Genomic DNA, 16,942 nt, shown 5'->3' on the forward strand with positions numbered 1-16,942 from the left:
GTGATCCAACAGCCCAAAAAAAGCCCATCTCATGGTGAGAGACGGGCTTTTTTTATGGCTTGCAGGCAGCGCCCTCATGGGGGCGCCGGGATCAATGCTCGGCCAGCAGGGGCTCTCCCTCCTGGCGTTTGTCGTGGATGGCAAAGCGATCGACCAGGGTGGCACTGGCGTCGTTCAGGCCGATGACCGCCACCTCTTTCCCCTCGCGGCGGAACTTGATGACCACCTTGTCGAGGGCCGTGATGGCGGTGATGTCCCAGAAGTGGGCGTGCGTCAGGTCGATGACCACCTTCTCCACTTCCTCCCTGAAATCGAAACTGGCCAGGAACTGCTCGGCGCTGGCAAAGAAGACCTGGCCCCGCACCAGATAGGTACGCACGGCGCCGCTGCGCTCGCTGTTGCTCTTGACCAGCATGACGCGGGCAACCTTGTGGGCGAAGAAGAGGGAGGCGAGCAGCCCCCCCACGAAAACCCCGAGTGCCAGGTTGTGGGTCGCGACCACCACGGCGACGGTGGTCACCATCACCAGATTGGTGGAGAGGGGGTGGCTCTTCAGGTTGCGTACCGACTCCCAGGAAAACGTGCCGATGGAGACCATGCTCATCACGGCTACCAGGGCTGCCATGGGGATCTGACGGATCCACTCATCCATGAAGACCACCATCAGGATGAGCAGGGTCCCCGCCACGAAGGTGGAGAGGCGGCCGCGGCCACCGGATTTGATGTTGATGACGGACTGGCCAATCATGGCGCACCCCGCCATGCCTCCCAGCAGACCGGCGCCGATGTTGGCGATCCCCTGACCCTTGCACTCGCGGTTGCGATCGCTTGGGGTGTCGGTCATCTCGTCGACGATGGTTGCCGTCATCATGGACTCGAGCAGTCCCACCACCGCCAGCCCCGCTGAGTAGGGGAAGATGATGGCCAGGGTCTCCAGATTGAGGGGCACGTCGGGCCAGAGGAAGACCGGCAGGGTATCGGGCAGCTCGCCCATGTCGCCCACGGTACGGATGTCGATGCCCAGGGTGATGGCCACCGCCGTCAGGATGACGATGCACAGCAGGGGGGAGGGGAGCAGTTTGCCCACCACGGGAACGAGGGGGAACAGATAGATGATGCCAAGCCCGGCCGCGGTCATGGCGTAGACCAGCCAGGTGACGTTGGTGAGTTCGGGCAGCTGGGCCATGAAGATAAGGATGGCCAGGGCGTTGACGAAGCCGGTCACCACGGAGCGGGAGACGAATCGCATCAGGCTGCCGAGCCTGAGGTAGCCCGCCGCTATCTGGAAGAGGCCGGTGAGCAGGGTGGCCGCCAGCAGATACTGCAGGCCATGTTCCCTGACCAGGGTCACCATCAGGAGCGCCATGGCGCCGGTGGCGGCGGAAATCATGCCGGGACGACCGCCGACGAAGGCGATGACCACGGCGATGCAGAAGGAGGCATAGAGGCCGACCTTGGGGTCGACGCCCGCAATGATGGAGAAGGCGATGGCCTCCGGGATCAGCGCCAGGGCGACGACGATACCCGACAGCAGATCGCCCCGTATGTTGGAGAACCACTCTTGTCTTGCACGTTCCAGCATGGGGATTTTCTCGCTCGTTGAGGGTCCATGGCCACAGGCCCGCAAATCAGGGGAAATGGCGGGGATCACAGGGTTGCATTGGCTGTTGGTGGCCGGGTAAACCGACCGGTCGGCATAACCGGAGTCAGGCGGCAGAGGCTGCACAGGGCAGGGTCAGGGCGGCGTGACGGCCACCCCAGAGCACATAACAGGCATAAGGGGCGCATGTTAACAGCCGGTGCCAGGCCGGGGAAGCCCGTAAAGGGCCAGAAACGGGGGACGGGACACAAAACGATCGGCCTGTCAGTGACCAAGGTCTCATCTGGAAAGTTTATTATCCCTTCCCCGTCGAGTGCTGTTATATGATTGCGATGTTTTTTGCAAAAACTCGTGATTTTAATGCAGTTAAGTTCTGGTTATTGGTATTTCGCTCTGCGTCATGCCCTCCATCCCGCCGAGAGCGAGCCCCTTGATGCTCGTGGCGGGCCCTGAGATCAGGGTTTCACGGGTTCCGTTTCTATTTGTTGGCACGTGATTCAGCTCCCATTGGGTTTCATGAAAAACAATGCCGACACCATTTGAAAACAATTCGACAACATGGATACAAGCTACGCGTTAGATCTCATCTCCCGGTTCGAACAGGCCGACGATGAGCACACCATAGTGGCGTTGCTGCGCCAGTTGACGACACAGGCGGGATTTGACTACTTCAGATTGGCCCTGATGTCTCCCAGCACCATACAGCGACCGGATGTCACCATCTTCAATGGTTGTCCTCAGGAGTGGGTTGACGCCTATACCCAGGCCAACTTCTTTGCCATCGATCCCGTCGTCCAGCGCGGCATGGAGCAGAGCACCCCCATCCTGTGGGCGGATCTCATGGTGCAGGGGGTCTGTGACGATGAGCGCCTTGCGGTGATGACGCTCGCGCAGCAGGCGGGATTGCGCGACGGCATTACGTTTCCCTGGCACGGGGCCAACGGTCATGTGGGCCTGCTCTCCCTGATCACCAGCACACCTCGCACCAGAGCGCAGTGGCTCTCTGCGGTGCCTTTTCTCAGCTGGCTATCCATGCATATCTTCGAGGCGGTGGTGAGAGTCTGCCTGGTAGGGGAGTCCTCTCATGATGCCCTGAGCCTGCGCGAGCTGGAGGTGTGCCGTTGGGCGGCGGAAGGGAAGCAGACGAGCGATATTGCGCAGATCCTGGGGATCACCCCGCGCACGGTGACCTTTCATCTGAACAATGTGGTCACCAAGCTGGGGGCCAGCAGCAAGTGCCAGGCGATCTCCTGGGCGCTGAAACAGGGGGTGGTGAGGTTGAATGTAGAGCTGGCCGCCGTCGCCAATGTGGACGAACAGTAGTGTTCCCGTCGGATTGGCGCAAAAAATTGCGCGCATACCAGAATATTGAACTGCCAGTGCAATGACTGATGGTCAAACGTGTTGAAAAGTACAACTTATTGCGCCGAGCGTACTGCCTTATGGGGAGATTTTTTATAACTGATTGAAATGTAATGGGTAAAAAGAGTGGCATGGACGCTGCTAACGGATTCGGGCGAGTGTCATAACCGTTCAACCATCAGGAGCAATTCCATGCCAACCCCATGTTATATCAGCATCGAAGGTAAAACCCAGGGCAACATCACCGCCGGTGCCTTCACCTCCGATTCCGTCGGCAACATCTTCGTGCAGGGCCACGAAGACGAGATGCTGGTACAAGAGTTCCAGCACGTCGTCACCGTGCCGACCGATCCGCAATCCGGTCAGCCGGCGGGTCAGCGCGTCCACAAGCCGTTCAAGTTCACCGTTGCCCTGAACAAGGCCGTGCCGCTGATGTACAACTCCCTGGCCTCCGGCGAGATGCTGCCGAAAGTGACCCTGAAGTGGTACCGCACCTCCGTCGAGGGCAAGCAGGAGCACTTCTTCAGCACTGTGCTGACCGATGCCACCATCGTTGACATCGACTGCCAGATGCCCCACTGCCAGGATCCGGCGAAGTCCGACTTCACCCAGCTGATCCAGGTCTCCATGGCCTACCGCAAGATCGACTGGGAGCACACCGTTGCCGGTACCTCTGGTGCGGATGACTGGCGCGCGCCGATCGAGGCCTGATCACCGATTTATTGATTGCCGTTGTTCCTTGTAGTGCACCCCAGGGCCTGATGACTGCCGTGTCAGCCGTCACCAGACCCGTGCAAGCTTTCTCCGACCCATTCAACCGGATGTGGTCGGAGCTTTTGTGTTTTGCCATCCGGCTGCATGGCGGCTGGATGGCAAAGCACAACGAAGGCCGGTCGCGCCATCTCCCACGATTGCCTTGTCAGATGAAAGCGGCGCTTCTCAGTTTGCACCGTGCCTTCCCTCGCGATGCTGATGGCGATGGTGACCCATCTTGCGACGCGCCTGATCTCAGACGTCATCCGTGCAGCTCCCAGGGCTGCGAACTGGCAGGTTAAGGAGCCCTCATGGCAGACAGCACAGGATTACAATTCACCGTCAAGGTGGGGGCTCTGCCCGAGAGTTCTTTCGTGGTGGCCGAGTTTGCGCTGGATGAAGCGCTCAATCGGCCATTCAACCTGCGCCTTGAGCTGGCGAGTGCCCAGCCCGACATCGACGTTGGCGCCGTGCTTGACCAGCCGTGCGAGCTGCTGGTCTGGTACAACGGCGAGCCGCAGCGCCGGGTGTGCGGGGTGGTCAGTGATTTTGCGCAGGGTAACAGCGGTTTTCGCCGCACCCGCTATCAGCTCATGGTGCAGCCGGCCCTGTGGCGGCTGTCGCTTCGCCACAACTCCCGCATCTTCCAGGCGCAGAAGCCCGATGAAATCCTCAGTATCCTCTTGCAAGAGCACGGCATCACCGATTACGCCTTTGCGCTCAAAAACGAGCATGCCCAGCGGGAATACTGTGTTCAGTACCGGGAAACCGACCTCGACTTTGTGAACCGCCTCGCCGCCGAAGAGGGGATGTTCTACTTCCACGAGTTTGAAGCGGGCAAGCACCGCATCGTCTTTGCCGACGACGCGGCGGCATTGACTCAAGGCCCCGAGCTCTTCTTCAACCTCGGCAATCGTTCCCTTGAGCAAGGCCCCTATGTGCGGCAGTTCCACTACCGGGAGGCGGTGCGCCCCTCGGATGTGGAGCTCAAGGACTACAGCTTCAAGACCCCGGCCTACGGTCTCTCCCACAAAAAGGTGGGAGCGGAGCTGACCCACCAGCGCGACACCTACCAGCACTTCGACTATCCGGGTCGCTACAAAGCGGACCCGAGCGGCAAGGCCTTTGCCCAGCACCGGCTCGATGCGCTGCGCAGCGATGCCGTGGCGGGCCAGGCTAAGTCCAACTACGCCGCCTTGCAGCCGGGGCAGACGTTTGCACTCACCGAACATCCCAACGGCAGCCTCAACACCGACTGGCAAGTCGTGCGCATCCAGCATACCGGCTTGCAGCCCCAGGCGCTGGAAGAGGAGGGGGGCAGTGGCCCCACCGTCTATCACAATGAGTTCGGCGTGGTGAAAGCCAGCACCACCTGGCGGGCCCGTATTGGCAGCCCGGAAGCCCCCCACAGGCCCATGGTGGATGGCCCGCAAATCGCCATGGTGGTGGGTCCCGAAGGGGAGGAGATTTACTGCGACGAACACGGCCGGGTGAAGCTGCAATTCCCGTGGGACCGCTACGGCAGCTCCAACGACCAGAGCTCCTGCTGGGTGCGAGTCTCCCAGGGCTGGGCCGGTGGTCAGTACGGCATGATGGCCATCCCGCGCATCGGCCACGAGGTCATCGTCTCCTTTTTGGAAGGCGACCCTGACCAGCCCATCGTGACCGGTCGCACCTTCCACGCCACCAACCGGTCGCCGTATGAGCTGCCTGCCAACAAGACCCGCACAGTGCTGCGCACCGAGACCCACCAGGGGGAGGGTTTCAACGAGCTGCGCTTTGAAGACCAGGCGGGGCAGGAAGAGGTTTATATCCACGGTCAGAAAGACCTGAACGTGCTTATCGAAAATGATGCCGCCTGGCATATCAAGCACGACGAACACAGGGACATCGACAATGAGCGGGTGACCCGCATCAAGACCAATGACCATCTCACCGTCAATGGAGAGAAGCGCGATCACATCAAGGCCGACTATTCCCTGACCGTGGATGCCAGCTTGCACCAGAAGCTGGGGCAATCCCTGCTGGTGGAAGCGGGAAGCGAGGTACACCACAAGGCGGGCATGAAGATCGTGATGGAGGCGGGTGCCGAGCTGACCCTCAAGGTGGGGGGGAGTTTTGTCAAAATCGACCCGAGCGGTGTCACCCTCTCGGGCGGCTCCATCAAGATGAACTCAGGCGGCAGCCCGGGGTCTGGCTCTGGCTGGGGTGGCCAGATGCCGATCCAGCCCGGTGCGGTTGAGGTGGTGGCGCCACCACCTCCCATGGACCCCGCACGTCAGATTGCGACGCTCAAGTCTGCCGAACCTGTGTGCGAGATCTGTGAGCAACTGGCCAGACAGGAGGGTGGTGGCTGATGGCCATGGCTTTCGTCGCAGAGCGTCCCGACATCGAGCTGAACAGCGGTGAGCAACTCTATCTGTTGCTCGATGGGGCGCGCATTCCCGCGCTGGAGCGCGCGTTGTTCGAGCAGGACCCATTGCCTTCCTATCAGCCTGTTTACCTTCACGCCCCCTGGGACAGCTTGCGAGAAGTGAGCCCCTGTCTGGTCTGTGCAACGCCCAATTTGCTGGATTGGTTTATGCAAAACCGCGATGCATCATGGGGTTACCTGTTATCGTCCCCTCTTTCTCTGTTGCCGTTGGCCGAGCGACTGCGTGGGCTTATCGAGGTGGAGAGTCCCTATGGCAGCAGAATTTTGCTCAAGCTGGCCATGCCGGAGACCATGTGGCGGCTGTTTATGGATGATGAACCCTGGCTTTGGCAGGGGGTGGCTCAAGTCTGGATCCCGACCCGGCAGGGGGAGGAGCAGGTGTGGCAGCACAAGGTTGCCGCGCCTGGAATGGGGTCCCCCATGGGGGATCGCCTGCGACTTTCCGACGTGCAGTGGCGCCGTCTGGGAGAGGTGAGCTGGTTGCACACCCTCGATGGGATAAGAGCACACATGCACACCTGGTTTGGGGCTCGCATGCAGACGCTGCCAGAACCCATGGCCTGGATTGCCCATTGGGCTGATTACGCCTATGCCCAGGGATTCGAGAGCAAGCGGGATCTGCTGCTGTTTTTCAATGTGATGGGGTATCTCGGTAGTGGCTGGTTTGATGAAGATGAGCATCCCCGGATCAAGGCGTTGATTACCCAGCGTTCGCCTCAGACCCCTTCGCAACGTATCGAGCAGGCCGCCGAGCTTGCTGCCGCATTGAGCAACAAGGATCAAGACGCATGAGTACGCCCAATCAAACCGCCCAGTGTGCAAGTACGACCGACAGCAAGAGCCCGGCAGGAGTCTGTCCGCTCAAGAACAAGAAGATTGCCATCATCCCGGTGCGTTATGCCCTGGATGAGCCGTTCTCCCCGCTACAAAAGCAGCCTCACCCAGTCCCCGCCGGAGCAGGCTTTGTGGTGCCTTTCAAGTTGAAAGAGAGCGGTTATGCCTTGCGCCAACTGCGCGATGGCTGGCTCTATGTCTATGACGAAAAGACCAAGACATTTGATGAGTACGAGATAAAGGGAGCGACCTTCATCAGCCAGAGCAAGGGAAGCAAGGGGCATCTGCTCTACCCGGCGAGCCATACCCTCTCCCTCGCTTATTCTCCCCAGCGCTGGACGGGGCGCATCAAGCATGAGATGGAAAAGAGCGGCGGTTTGCGCACCACCTGGATGCGGCAGGTGAAAGTGGGCAGTTTTGCCAGCACCATGAAGGCCCCTCATTGCGGTCTGCCAGATGTGCTCGACAAGGTTGCGGACCTGGGGATGTCCAACAAGGGATTTGTGCTCTCTTCTACCCCTCTTGCCAAGCCTGCCGAAGAGGACAAGCAGGGGATCAAGTTGCTGGCTCACAAACCGGCGAGTTCGCCGACTGCCTACAAGGCGGGCATACCGGATCCCAAGAGCGCCATGGTGGTCGCTCTGGAGGACCCGCTGGCCGATCTTGCCGACCTTTCCATGAAGGTCAATCAACTGCTCGCCAAGCGCGAAGCTCTGCTGGGGAAAGATGATGCCACCATCAAGGTCAACAGCCACAAGCTGATGATGGCGGAGGTCACGCGCAACCTGGCCAGGGTGCGGTTCGACGAGAAGGAGTTGCCCGCCTCCGTCAGGGGAAATGTCGCCAGGACCCAGGCCTTTGAAGAGGCGCTGGATGATTATCTTGGGGATCGCTACCTCGCCGACATGGAGAGCATGACGGCAGAGCCAGGGATGGCGATGTTCAGTTCCCCTATGGAGAAACGGGCTGATGAGAAGCTGAAAATCTTGCGGGAACAATATGGTTTCAATCCATCCCAAAAACAGGTTTCCCAATGGAAAGAGCGCGCCGCCTTCCAGGATGAGGTCAACTGGAGCGGGCTCAATGCCTTTATCAAGCAGTACCAGGTGCCACTCAATGAGCTGGAGCTGGCCCTGACGCGGGCTCATGAAGACCTGTTCAACGGTGTGACCCGCCTCAAGGCCGATCCGCTGCCCTTTGGTCTGGACAACAGAACACCCAAGGGACAAGCCTATCTGCAGACCTTGTTTGCCGAGGTCGGGCCGGTACTCTCTCTTAGCTGCCACACGGAGGAGAGGAAGAAAGCGCTGGAGAAACTGCTGGGCGAAAAGAGCCGCGACAACTTGCTGGCGCTAGCCCCTTATGGCTTTGATGCCGCGTTGCACAAGGGATTGAGCGAGCTGACGGTAGACAATGCTTGGCTCAGCACCTCCTCTGGGGATATGACAGCCCTCTATGGCAGAACGGCTGATCTGGAGACGCTATTGGGGGACGAGAGATTCAAGCAAAAGTCCTGGTTCCAGACGCTCGAAGCCGTCATTGAAGCCATGAAAATGGCTGGAAAGTCCATGGCCAAGGGGGCTCACGCCCAGATCATGGCAGCCATCTTGCCCCACGCCTGGAAGAACAACCTGGCGGGCAACCTCAGACTGGTACTGCTGGAATCCCTGCTCGGCGACCAGCCGCTGCAGGTCAACCGAGACTATCGGATGCTCCACAACCGCTTCCAGCAGAAGATCTGGATCATTGTCAAAGAGATGTCGGCTATCAGCTCCCCCCCTCCCGGGCGCAGCACCACGGTGAAGGCCATCAACGGTCAGCTAAAAACCTTGCAACAACAGCTTGATACCCTGATTGCCAGCGAAATGCCCCTGCTGGTGAAACTGAAAGGCGATCTCTACCAGCAACAAGCCAGACAATATGTTGGTGACTATCTGGCGAGCGTGCGTAGCGGCGTGAATCAACGCATCACGGCCATGAACGAGAGAATTCCCAATCTGGCGACCTTTGGCGGGCTGGTTGCCCTGCTCAACCTCTGGAATCTGACTGTGGTCATCGCAGGGACGGCGCAAAACGCCCAGTCCATCGGCCGGGAACGGGCAAATATGCAGTTGGGCTCTGCCTTCGCCTGGACGGGCAATGCCATCGCCGCGCTCTATCAGGGGGCTGCATGGGAGAAGCTAAAACCTCTAGTAATTAACGGTAAAACACTGACATCATTGCCTATTAGTGATGTGCTCATGTACAGAACCTTAAGCGGCAAGCGAATTAATAATACCGTCTAACGTGTTGTTTTGCTTGGATTTTCTCTGCCTACTCTTTTTGCCGTTTTTGGATAAATACACCATTGCCCACTCCAACTTCTCTGTTATTTCCTGCCACGCACCATGGATGATGCTCGCCAATATCGGCATTAACCAAAGCGCGCTGTTTTTGGCAATCTTCAGCATCGATAACTCCGCGCTGCCAATCAGCGTCAGCGCCAGCCGACGTTTGACCAGCAAGGCCAGCAAACTAGCCCAGATCAAGCCTTCCGCTATCGCTTTTTGTCGTGTCGCGAACGCCTTCAACCGGTTATGTGATTTCAGCTCTTTGAACAACAGTTCGATCTGCCAACGGCAACGATACAATGCCATCACCTTCTCGGCTGGCCATCGCTCACGCGGAAGATTGGTCATCCATATACAGAACCGTTTTTCCTCTGCAAACCAACGTCTTATGAGTCGATATTTATACTTTCCCGAACTCACATCCAGATCCAGAACCTCGGCTCTGCAGCTTCTCCGATCGATATCCTTGAGCTTTTTTCCGAGTAACTTGGGCATTTCCCTGCCGTCCTGTCGGTAAGCTGCCTGTACTTTGGGATTGAGATTTTGACTCCCTCTGACCAGATAGCTTCCTTTGGCTTTGGTCACATCAGCAAAGTACTCGCGGCTGATGTAACCGGCATCCGCCAATAACAGTTTGTTATTTAACGAATTTGCGGCCGGAAGATGCTTGCGCTCCGATTCGGTATCCGCCGTGATACTCATCGATATCGGCGACTGGTCCAGCAAGGACATGGTCATATGACACTCTACCGCAGCGGGGCTGTGCTTATTGAATCGGCCCGGGAAATGTTCTGCCAATTGCGGATGTAACGCGAATGACGACCCGTCCTGCAGCAGTACCTGCTCAAAGCCTGCCAGTCCGTGGGCGTCCGGTAGACACTCCTTGAGGCGTAAGGCGATGGCTCGTTCAACCAGTGCGCGCATGAACAAGGGAAAACCCTGCTTGCGTAACTGGTTGTGAAAGGGTTTATACGCTATTTGGTCAGTATCATGGAGCTGCAACGCATTGAAATGGCGATGCAAACCAGCAATACCATCCACCTTGTCGCAACCAAGCCCTGAGAGCAGAGCCGGGAGTAGTCTCGCAGGCTGGATATCCCGGAGTCGCTGACAAAAACCGGTAAATTTACCGATCCGGTTGAGTTCAGAAGAGCTAAGAAGTTGCTTGAGGTACTGGGTTGCATTGATAATAGTCATGGCTTCGGGCGTGTCGGTTTTTTTTTGCGATTAAATCAGATCACAAACGAAGCCTTTTTTCTATCTATTTCAATTGGTTGTAGCTAAAGATCCTGTACATGGTGATGTGCTGGGAAGTAAGAGTGGAGCTTTGATTAAGTCATTCTCTATGCGGATGTTAGCTTTTGCTGGATTGGGAATGGTGGCTGCCGGGGCAGAGATGTGGGACACCTTCCAGGCCAGCAAGGATCCCCTGATAAGTGATATGGAAAAGACGCTCTTGCAGATGAAAGCAGGAGTATTGCTGGGGCAAGGAATCATCTTTGGCGCACAGCTCTTCTATCTGCTGGGGAATGGATTGGGTTTCTCATCAATCGCAGCGATCTTTGCGCCCTGGATGCTGGTTGGACTCTTTGTGCTAAATAGCTGTTCCGAATAGTAGATCACCGGAGGAAGGGAACTCAGTCCAGTTTGTGCGATCTGATTAGTCGCTAAACAAAACAAGCCACACCCAAAGGACTGAGTTGATGCCTATCCTACCACCTCTGCCACGACCACAACGGCGCCGCATTCACAAAATCATCCATGCCACCCGTGATAAAGGACATGCTCGTCGCTTGATGGCCATCTTGCTGTTACATGAAGGACGCACGATCACCGATGTTCATCACCTTACCGGCGCTGCGCGCTCGACCATCGGTCGTTGGCTTCGGTGGTATCGAGATGAAGGCATAGATGCGCTAGAAGCCTTACCGGCTGGCCGTGCCCCAGTCTTACCTATCGCCAAGATTGTCACCTTACTGGTGCTGCTCATGCAGTTTTCTCCGCAAGATTTTGGTTATCAGCGCAGCCGTTGGTGTACTGAACTATTGGCTATAAAAATCAATCGGTTAACAGGGCTAAATGTGGCAGCCTCCACGCTCCGCCGATGGTTACCTCGTATGGGCATTGTCTGGCGCAGGCCCGTGCCGACCTTGCGGATAAAAGACCCAGCCTATCAGGAAAAAATGGCGAATATCGACGCCGCGCTGGCCCGCTGTGATGCCGATAATCCGGTGTTTTATGAGGATGAAGTCGATATAGACCTCAATCCCAAATTAGGAGCCGACTGGATGTTCAGAGCGCAGCAAAAGCGGGTTGTCACACCGGGGCAGAATGCCAAGCATTATCTGGCAGGCGTTCTCCACGCAGGCAACGGAAGGGTACTTTACGTCAGCGGGATCAAGAAAAACTCATCGCTGTTTATTGCCATGCTGGAAAAGCTGCGCCACCACTACCGACGAGCCAAAACCATCACGTTGATCCTCGATAACTACATCATTCACAAAAGCAAACAGACCGAGCGATGGTTGAAGAAGAATCCCAAGTTCTGCCTGGTGTTCCAGCCAGTTTACAGCCCTTGGGTTAATCACATAGAACGGCTATGGCACAAGTTACATGAAACCATCACGCGCAATCATCAATGCAGAGGGATGGCAAACCTGCTGGCCCGAGTGAAACACTTCATGGATACCGTGTCTCCTTTCCCGGGGAATGGCTATGGCACAGCGAAGGTGTAGCACTATTGGGATCAGTTATTTAGGTGCCGCCTATCTGGTGTTGACCGTGCTGCTCAATATTTTTAAACGCTCGGATCTGGAGAAGTGGTTATTACAATCTACCTGGGGTAAGCAGCCTGCCAATAGGTCCTCGGAAGACGAACTGGCTCGCTTTGAAATGTTGGTCAATAAGCCTGGAGCTAGCCTGACTGTAGTTCGCTCCAGGCCTCAGGGCTGGATGGATACCGGTCGCCCCCAGTGGCAGTTGCAACTCTCGCTCCCCGCCCATTTGCGAGGGCAAACAATAGGGTTAAATGTCACTTCTCAACCACTTGCCAGAGCTGGCCAGATGGTGCCGGTACGCTCCAAAGAGGATCTGGCGCGCTATCAGGCTGCGATGCAGCCCAAGACGCTGGAAACACAACGAGGCCGCTGGGATGACATGGTCTATACCCTACCTTTGGGTATCGCTACCAATAGTGCCATCAAGTTGGAACTGGGATATATGGGCGGTATGGTCCAGCGGGAAATTATCTTCAAGGGCAGCGGAAATAACAACGGCCCCATCACATTGGATACAAGTAGTGGTGAACTGGAAAAAATGCCGGCTTTGGTAGTTGGCAACCAAGGAAATAAATAATGAATAAGGTGAATGCAATGGCTGAGGTAAGTGAGCAGGAAACCCCTCTTCATCAACTATCGCAGGAAGAGCAGCATGAAATAAACACTAACAATCAGAAAAGAGTACGCGAGGCACCGACGATACATGAATGGGAAATAAGGGTTAGAGAGTCTTTTGTTCCTGTTTTTATATTTTTGTTGATCGGTACACCTATACTTATCGGTGCGGGAATGTTATGGAATAGTTCATCCAATGGCTGGGTTTTTATTATAGTGGGGGTGATTATGTTCCCCTATTTGCGCTATTTGGTTATGGCTGATAAGCATTACCATTATCGGCTAACGACAGAAGGTTTAATCACCACTTATCAAGATGCCATTCCCGAAATGGCCTACACCATAGTGCGTGGCTTGGCTTGGCTTGGGGTGGTGGTTTGCGTGATGGCTATGGCTGTATTGGGACCGTTAGCACTGGTTGGTGCAGGTGGCATGGCACTTTTTGCTGTTTTTTTTACTAACTTCGAAAAGAAAGTATCAGTTGAATACACGGTTTTTAATAAAGATAAAAAATATGTTGTGAAAGTTGTGAAAAATAGAAGCCTTATTCGCTTTGATATCATTCCATTCAGTTGGTTCGAGTTCTCTTATTTATATTGTAATGAAGGTGAACTATATAAAATCTTATCAAGCTTAATGAAAGAACTTGGGTGTAATGAATATAGAGAGTTTAAAAGCGAATTATCTCTTCGCAGAGCTCCCGTTGGTGTATTGGATGTTGGCACGCCAAGAAGGATGGATGAGATCAATAAGTAAATCCTTCGAGTAATACTTTTGTCAGATGTGACAGTTATAGAGAAATTATTGGTGTCAAAAAAGTGGTGATTTCAATCAACTCTGGTGCAATCAGTCTATCGTAGATGATCTGGTTCCTTTTGAAATGCTGGTCAATAAGCCAGGGGGCAGTTTGACTGTGGTACGCACCGCACCTTAGGGCTGGATGGACACAGGTCGTTCCTAGTGACAGTTGGAACTCTCACTCCCTGCCCATTTACGAGGACAACCCATAGGGTTAAATGTCACTTTGCAACCACTTGCCAGTGCTGGCCAAATGATCTCCGCGCGCTCCAAACAGGAGCTGGACCGTTATCTGGCTGCAATGAAACCCAAGGTGATAGAGACGCTACGAGGGCGTTGGGATGATATGGTCTATTCCCTGCCGCTGGGTGTGGATACCAATTCGGCCATCAAGCTGGAACTGGGCTATCTCGGGGGCATGATTCAGCGGGAGTTTATTTTCAAGGGCAGCTGTAGCAGTAGCGGTCCTGTTACATTAAATGGCTACAACGGCGAACTAGACACAATGTCTACGTTGGTAGTTGGCAATAGGGAAAATAAATAATGGACAAGGTGAACGAGGCAATCGAGGTGGGTGAGCAGGAAACCCCTTTCCATCTTCTAGCGCATGAGGAGCAACAACGTATTATCGATGCTAATCAAAAAAGGGTGCGTGAGGCTCCTACGCTACATGAGTGGAATATTAGAGTTAGAAATCCCCACGCTTGGCTGATCATATCAATACCAATAGGGATATTGATCTTGATTGGCGCTTGGTTAGCGTTAGGAGATAACATGGCCTCTATAGGCTGGGGGTTTATTATTATGGGGGGGCTAGCCCTCTATTTTCGTTATTTGGTAATGGCTGATAAAGATTATCATTACCGCCTTACTAGCGAAGGTCTTATTGCTATTTATCAAGATTCCATTCCCAATATAGCTTATAAAATAGTCAGGGGTTTGGCTTGGTTGGGTGTACTTCGCGAATTCAACTTCGAAGTGCGACACTCGCCTATGCCGCCTGACGGTACTCTTCGAATACCTTGACAGGCTGCCTGAATCCGAGACATTTCCGAGGTCGTAGGTTGAGCCACTGCTCCGCTCTCCTGACATCCTCGTCCGTGACCTCTCTCAGGTCTGTTCCCTTTGGGATAAACTGCCTCAACAGCCCATTGCTGTTCTCGTTCAGACCGCGCTCCCACGAAGAGTAAGGGTGCGCAAAGTAAGTCTCGGCACCCAGCGCTTCCTCTATCGCCTTGTGTTCGGCAAACTCGCCGCCGTTGTCAAAGGTGATGGTATGCACCTGCTCGATGTAGGGCGTTAACATCTCGATTATCGCATCCCGCACCACCCCAGCCTGTTTGCTCGCGACCCGCTTGACCAGATAGAGCCGGCTCTTGCGCTCCACCAGGGTGACCAGTGCACCTGTGCCTTGCTTGCCCAGCACCGTGTCCGCCTCCCAATCACCGAGCCGCTCCCGGCTATCGACGATAGCCGGCCGTTCATCAATAGAGCGGGCTTCCTTGATGGGAGAACGCAGGCTGCTCGCCCCCTTGCGGTAGCGCTTGTGGCCCTGGCGCAGATGGCGGTACAACTGGCCACCCCGGGCTTTGTCGGCGGCCACATGGCGGTATATCCACTCGTGACTCACCATGAGGCCTATCTGCTTGCCCACCGCGCTTATCTGCTCCGGGCTCCACCACCAGGCGAGTGTCAGCTCGACAAACTGGATGACATCGGCAGATAGCCGAGATTTGGCCGCACTGGCCCGTCGGTGGGTGGCGTGCTGATGCGCATTGTCTGGCTGGTAGCCCTGCGGCCCGGCGTTACGACGCAGCTCCCGGTAGAGGGTGGAGCGATGAACGCCAATGGCGCGTGCGGTGGCAAGGATGGACATCCCCTGTGCGCGAAGCACCGATAACTGGTATCGTTGCCCCTCGGTCAACTGCTGATAGCTCATGGTGATACTGCTTTTACTTTGGCGAGCAGAAGGGTACCACCAATCAGCAGTTGGCCACCTCTCGCCATTCATCCATGAGTGTCGCACTTATTATCTGAATTCCCGCTTGTATGTATTATTTCAGTAGCCGTATTAGGGCCATTATCCTTGGTCGGTGCTGGTGGTATGGCTCTTTTTGCAATTTTCTTCACTGATTTCAAAAAGGAAGAACATATAGAATATACATTGTTCAATAAAAATAAAGCCAATGTGATTAAGGTTGTCAATAACGCAGCCTTCGTTCAATTCGAAACCATCCCGTTTGGTTATTCAGGCTTTGCAAATTTTTACTGCTATAAAAACGAATTGAAAAAAATATTGGCATCCTTGTTACCAATATTAAATTGCCGGGAGTATAGGGAATTTAAAACTATATTGTCATTAAATAGAGCTCCTCACAGTTCTCTGGATGTAGGCGTACCAAGAACACTGGATGAGCTAAAATAATCATTCTGAGAGACTTTCATGTTTATTGCTCTTGGCTCAACCTTAGCATCGGTCCTGTTACATTGGTTCGCCGCCATGGTGTTTTTGACGCTGGTAATCGGAAAGCAAGGGAATAAATAATGGAAAAGAAAAACGAAGTTATTGAGGGCAATGAGCAGGAGACTCTTTTCCAGCAGCTACCGCAGGAAGAGCAACAACGCATAATAGATGCCAATCAGAAAAGGGTGCGTGAGGCACAAACTCTTCATGAATGGGATATCCGGGTGTCTACAGCATTTGCATGGCCAATGATATTAATAGTCGTTGGTTCAATGATGCTATTTGGAGGTGCGGCGGTATGGTTTGCTGGAGATAATGATTGGACTTTTGTTTATATGATGATCGGTATGTCGATAGTAATGACGCTCTATTTACGTTACTTGGTGATGGCGGATAAACACTACCATTATCGGCTAACGACAGAAGGTTTAATCACCACTTATCAAGATACCATTCCCGAAATGGCCTATACCATAGTCCGTGGGTTGGCTTGGCTTGGGGTGGTGGTTTGCGTGATGGCTGTGGCTGTATTGGGTCCGTTAGCACTGGTTGGTGCAGGTGGCATGGCTCTCTTTGCTGTATTTTTCACTGACTTTAAGAGTGAAGTCTGTGAGGAATTCACTCTATTTAACAAAAAATGGCCACACGTCTTTACCATCTCGAAGAGACATAGAGCATTGCGGTTTGAATCTGTACCGTTTAAGTCTGCGTTCAGTCGTACACTTTATTGTAGAGTCGAGGATATAGACGTTATTCTCAACTTAATAAAGTCTCATATCTTTATTGAAAGTGTAAAATATATCAAAGGTCACCCTGGGATTTAACGAAACAAATTAAATTCTTTATTCGACCAGCTATGTTAAATAGAGCTGGTCGTCAATTTTTACGTAGTGAAATTTCTACCGTTGTAATCCATCAGGGGCAAGCCATCTTCCTGGTTGATCAAATTTCAACACTTGGTGGCTAACGTCTTAC

At 54.5% G+C, this 16,942-nt stretch carries 17 protein-coding genes; 13 read left to right on the top strand and 4 right to left on the bottom strand.

Annotation, left to right across the window (positions count from 1 at the left end; all coding sequences use genetic code 11):
• Positions 1-91 precede the first annotated feature (91 nt).
• Entirely contained in the window at positions 92-1,582 is a 1,491-nt protein-coding gene (locus H7R73_RS05425; protein WP_103260670.1) for a SulP family inorganic anion transporter, read from the bottom strand.
• A 576-nt stretch (positions 1,583-2,158) separates the two neighbouring features.
• Here H7R73_RS05425 and H7R73_RS05430 point away from each other — a divergent pair.
• The gene (locus H7R73_RS05430; protein WP_041214665.1) at positions 2,159-2,923 is read left to right on the top strand and encodes a LuxR family transcriptional regulator; all 765 of its coding nucleotides are present in this window, start codon (positions 2,159-2,161) and stop codon (positions 2,921-2,923) included.
• A 231-nt stretch (positions 2,924-3,154) separates the two neighbouring features.
• A complete protein-coding gene (hcp1, locus tag H7R73_RS05435) occupies positions 3,155-3,673 on the top strand; it encodes a type VI secretion system effector Hcp1 (RefSeq protein ID WP_005332563.1) in 519 nt (172 codons plus the stop codon).
• Positions 3,674-3,735: 62 nt separating this feature from the next.
• On the opposite strand, the gene H7R73_RS05440 is transcribed toward hcp1, so the two are convergent.
• Positions 3,736-3,981 carry a hypothetical protein gene (locus H7R73_RS05440; protein ID WP_041211262.1) on the bottom strand — a complete coding sequence of 82 codons (246 nt, stop codon included), beginning with the start codon at positions 3,979-3,981 and terminating at the stop codon, positions 3,736-3,738.
• A gap of 45 nt (positions 3,982-4,026) precedes the next feature.
• Here H7R73_RS05440 and H7R73_RS05445 point away from each other — a divergent pair, with 45 nt between their 5' ends.
• Genes H7R73_RS05445 through H7R73_RS05455 form a run of 3 tightly spaced genes read left to right on the top strand, consistent with a single transcriptional unit; the run spans position 4,027 to position 9,268 of the window.
• Positions 4,027-6,072: a type VI secretion system Vgr family protein gene (locus H7R73_RS05445; RefSeq protein WP_103260669.1), complete on the top strand. Its 2,046-nt coding sequence runs from the start codon at positions 4,027-4,029 to the stop codon at positions 6,070-6,072.
• The gene (locus H7R73_RS05450; protein WP_103260668.1) at positions 6,072-6,941 is read left to right on the top strand and encodes a DUF4123 domain-containing protein; all 870 of its coding nucleotides are present in this window, start codon (positions 6,072-6,074) and stop codon (positions 6,939-6,941) included. The genes H7R73_RS05445 and H7R73_RS05450 overlap by 1 nt, the downstream gene beginning before the upstream one ends.
• Entirely contained in the window at positions 6,938-9,268 is a 2,331-nt protein-coding gene (locus H7R73_RS05455; protein ID WP_182951552.1) for a toxin VasX, read from the top strand. The genes H7R73_RS05450 and H7R73_RS05455 overlap by 4 nt, the downstream gene beginning before the upstream one ends.
• Here H7R73_RS05455 and H7R73_RS05460 read toward each other — a convergent pair.
• A complete protein-coding gene (locus H7R73_RS05460; RefSeq protein WP_011191341.1) occupies positions 9,236-10,510 on the bottom strand; it encodes an IS4-like element ISApu2 family transposase in 1,275 nt (424 codons plus the stop codon). The genes H7R73_RS05455 and H7R73_RS05460 overlap by 33 nt on opposite strands.
• 130 nt (positions 10,511-10,640) lie before the next feature.
• On the opposite strand from H7R73_RS05460, the gene H7R73_RS05465 reads away from it, so the two are divergent.
• The 6 genes from H7R73_RS05465 (at position 10,641) to H7R73_RS05490 (ending at position 14,529) form a co-directional block, all read left to right on the top strand.
• Positions 10,641-10,928: a hypothetical protein gene (locus tag H7R73_RS05465; RefSeq protein ID WP_182951553.1), complete on the top strand. Its 288-nt coding sequence runs from the start codon at positions 10,641-10,643 to the stop codon at positions 10,926-10,928.
• Between the two features lie 88 nt (positions 10,929-11,016).
• Complete coding sequence (locus tag H7R73_RS05470; RefSeq protein ID WP_001809438.1) at positions 11,017-12,048, top strand: IS630-like element ISAhy2 family transposase; 1,032 nt, start codon at positions 11,017-11,019, stop codon at positions 12,046-12,048.
• Positions 12,029-12,667, top strand: a complete 639-nt coding sequence (locus H7R73_RS05475; RefSeq protein ID WP_182951554.1) for a hypothetical protein — start codon at positions 12,029-12,031, stop codon at positions 12,665-12,667. Before H7R73_RS05470 ends, H7R73_RS05475 begins: the two co-directional genes overlap by 20 nt.
• Positions 12,667-13,461, top strand: coding sequence for a hypothetical protein (locus H7R73_RS05480; RefSeq protein WP_103260666.1), 795 nt, complete (start codon positions 12,667-12,669; stop codon positions 13,459-13,461). The genes H7R73_RS05475 and H7R73_RS05480 overlap by 1 nt, the downstream gene beginning before the upstream one ends.
• A 268-nt stretch (positions 13,462-13,729) precedes the next feature.
• Entirely contained in the window at positions 13,730-14,047 is a 318-nt protein-coding gene (locus H7R73_RS05485) for a hypothetical protein (RefSeq protein WP_145983735.1), read from the top strand.
• Positions 14,047-14,529 (top strand): hypothetical protein, encoded by a 483-nt coding sequence (locus H7R73_RS05490; RefSeq protein ID WP_182951555.1) that lies wholly within the window; start codon positions 14,047-14,049, stop codon positions 14,527-14,529. Before H7R73_RS05485 ends, H7R73_RS05490 begins: the two co-directional genes overlap by 1 nt.
• Here H7R73_RS05490 and H7R73_RS05495 read toward each other — a convergent pair.
• Positions 14,495-15,442: an IS30-like element ISAs2 family transposase gene (locus H7R73_RS05495; protein ID WP_019706001.1), complete on the bottom strand. Its 948-nt coding sequence runs from the start codon at positions 15,440-15,442 to the stop codon at positions 14,495-14,497. The genes H7R73_RS05490 and H7R73_RS05495 overlap by 35 nt on opposite strands.
• Before the next feature lie 78 nt (positions 15,443-15,520).
• Here H7R73_RS05495 and H7R73_RS05500 point away from each other — a divergent pair, with 78 nt between their 5' ends.
• Both H7R73_RS05500 and H7R73_RS05505 read left to right on the top strand, forming a co-directional pair.
• Positions 15,521-15,928, top strand: a complete 408-nt coding sequence (locus H7R73_RS05500; RefSeq protein WP_182951556.1) for a hypothetical protein — start codon at positions 15,521-15,523, stop codon at positions 15,926-15,928.
• A gap of 119 nt (positions 15,929-16,047) precedes the next feature.
• Positions 16,048-16,791, top strand: a complete 744-nt coding sequence (locus tag H7R73_RS05505; protein ID WP_103260664.1) for a hypothetical protein — start codon at positions 16,048-16,050, stop codon at positions 16,789-16,791.
• Positions 16,792-16,942: the final 151 nt, after the last annotated feature.

This window comes from Aeromonas sp. WP2-W18-CRE-05 (assembly GCF_014168615.1).
GTDB classification, from domain to species: domain Bacteria; phylum Pseudomonadota; class Gammaproteobacteria; order Enterobacterales; family Aeromonadaceae; genus Aeromonas; species Aeromonas caviae.

Bases quoted from the DNA above. Each gene is read 5' to 3' on its own strand.
- H7R73_RS05430 (WP_041214665.1), top strand. From the start codon at position 2,159: ATGGATACAAGCTACGCGTTAGATCTCATCTCCCGGTTCGAACAGGCC.
- H7R73_RS05470 (WP_001809438.1), top strand. From the start codon at position 11,017: ATGCCTATCCTACCACCTCTGCCACGACCACAACGGCGCCGCATTCAC.
- H7R73_RS05475 (WP_182951554.1), top strand. From the start codon at position 12,029: ATGGCACAGCGAAGGTGTAGCACTATTGGGATCAGTTATTTAGGTGCC.
- H7R73_RS05480 (WP_103260666.1), top strand. From the start codon at position 12,667: ATGAATAAGGTGAATGCAATGGCTGAGGTAAGTGAGCAGGAAACCCCT.
- H7R73_RS05505 (WP_103260664.1), top strand. From the start codon at position 16,048: ATGGAAAAGAAAAACGAAGTTATTGAGGGCAATGAGCAGGAGACTCTT.
- H7R73_RS05425 (WP_103260670.1), bottom strand. From the start codon at position 1,582: ATGCTGGAACGTGCAAGACAAGAGTGGTTCTCCAACATACGGGGCGAT.
- H7R73_RS05490 (WP_182951555.1), top strand. From the start codon at position 14,047: ATGGACAAGGTGAACGAGGCAATCGAGGTGGGTGAGCAGGAAACCCCT.
- hcp1 (WP_005332563.1), top strand. From the start codon at position 3,155: ATGCCAACCCCATGTTATATCAGCATCGAAGGTAAAACCCAGGGCAAC.
- H7R73_RS05460 (WP_011191341.1), bottom strand. From the start codon at position 10,510: ATGACTATTATCAATGCAACCCAGTACCTCAAGCAACTTCTTAGCTCT.
- H7R73_RS05455 (WP_182951552.1), top strand. From the start codon at position 6,938: ATGAGTACGCCCAATCAAACCGCCCAGTGTGCAAGTACGACCGACAGC.
- H7R73_RS05445 (WP_103260669.1), top strand. From the start codon at position 4,027: ATGGCAGACAGCACAGGATTACAATTCACCGTCAAGGTGGGGGCTCTG.
- H7R73_RS05440 (WP_041211262.1), bottom strand. From the start codon at position 3,981: ATGACGTCTGAGATCAGGCGCGTCGCAAGATGGGTCACCATCGCCATC.
- H7R73_RS05495 (WP_019706001.1), bottom strand. From the start codon at position 15,442: ATGAGCTATCAGCAGTTGACCGAGGGGCAACGATACCAGTTATCGGTG.
- H7R73_RS05450 (WP_103260668.1), top strand. From the start codon at position 6,072: ATGGCCATGGCTTTCGTCGCAGAGCGTCCCGACATCGAGCTGAACAGC.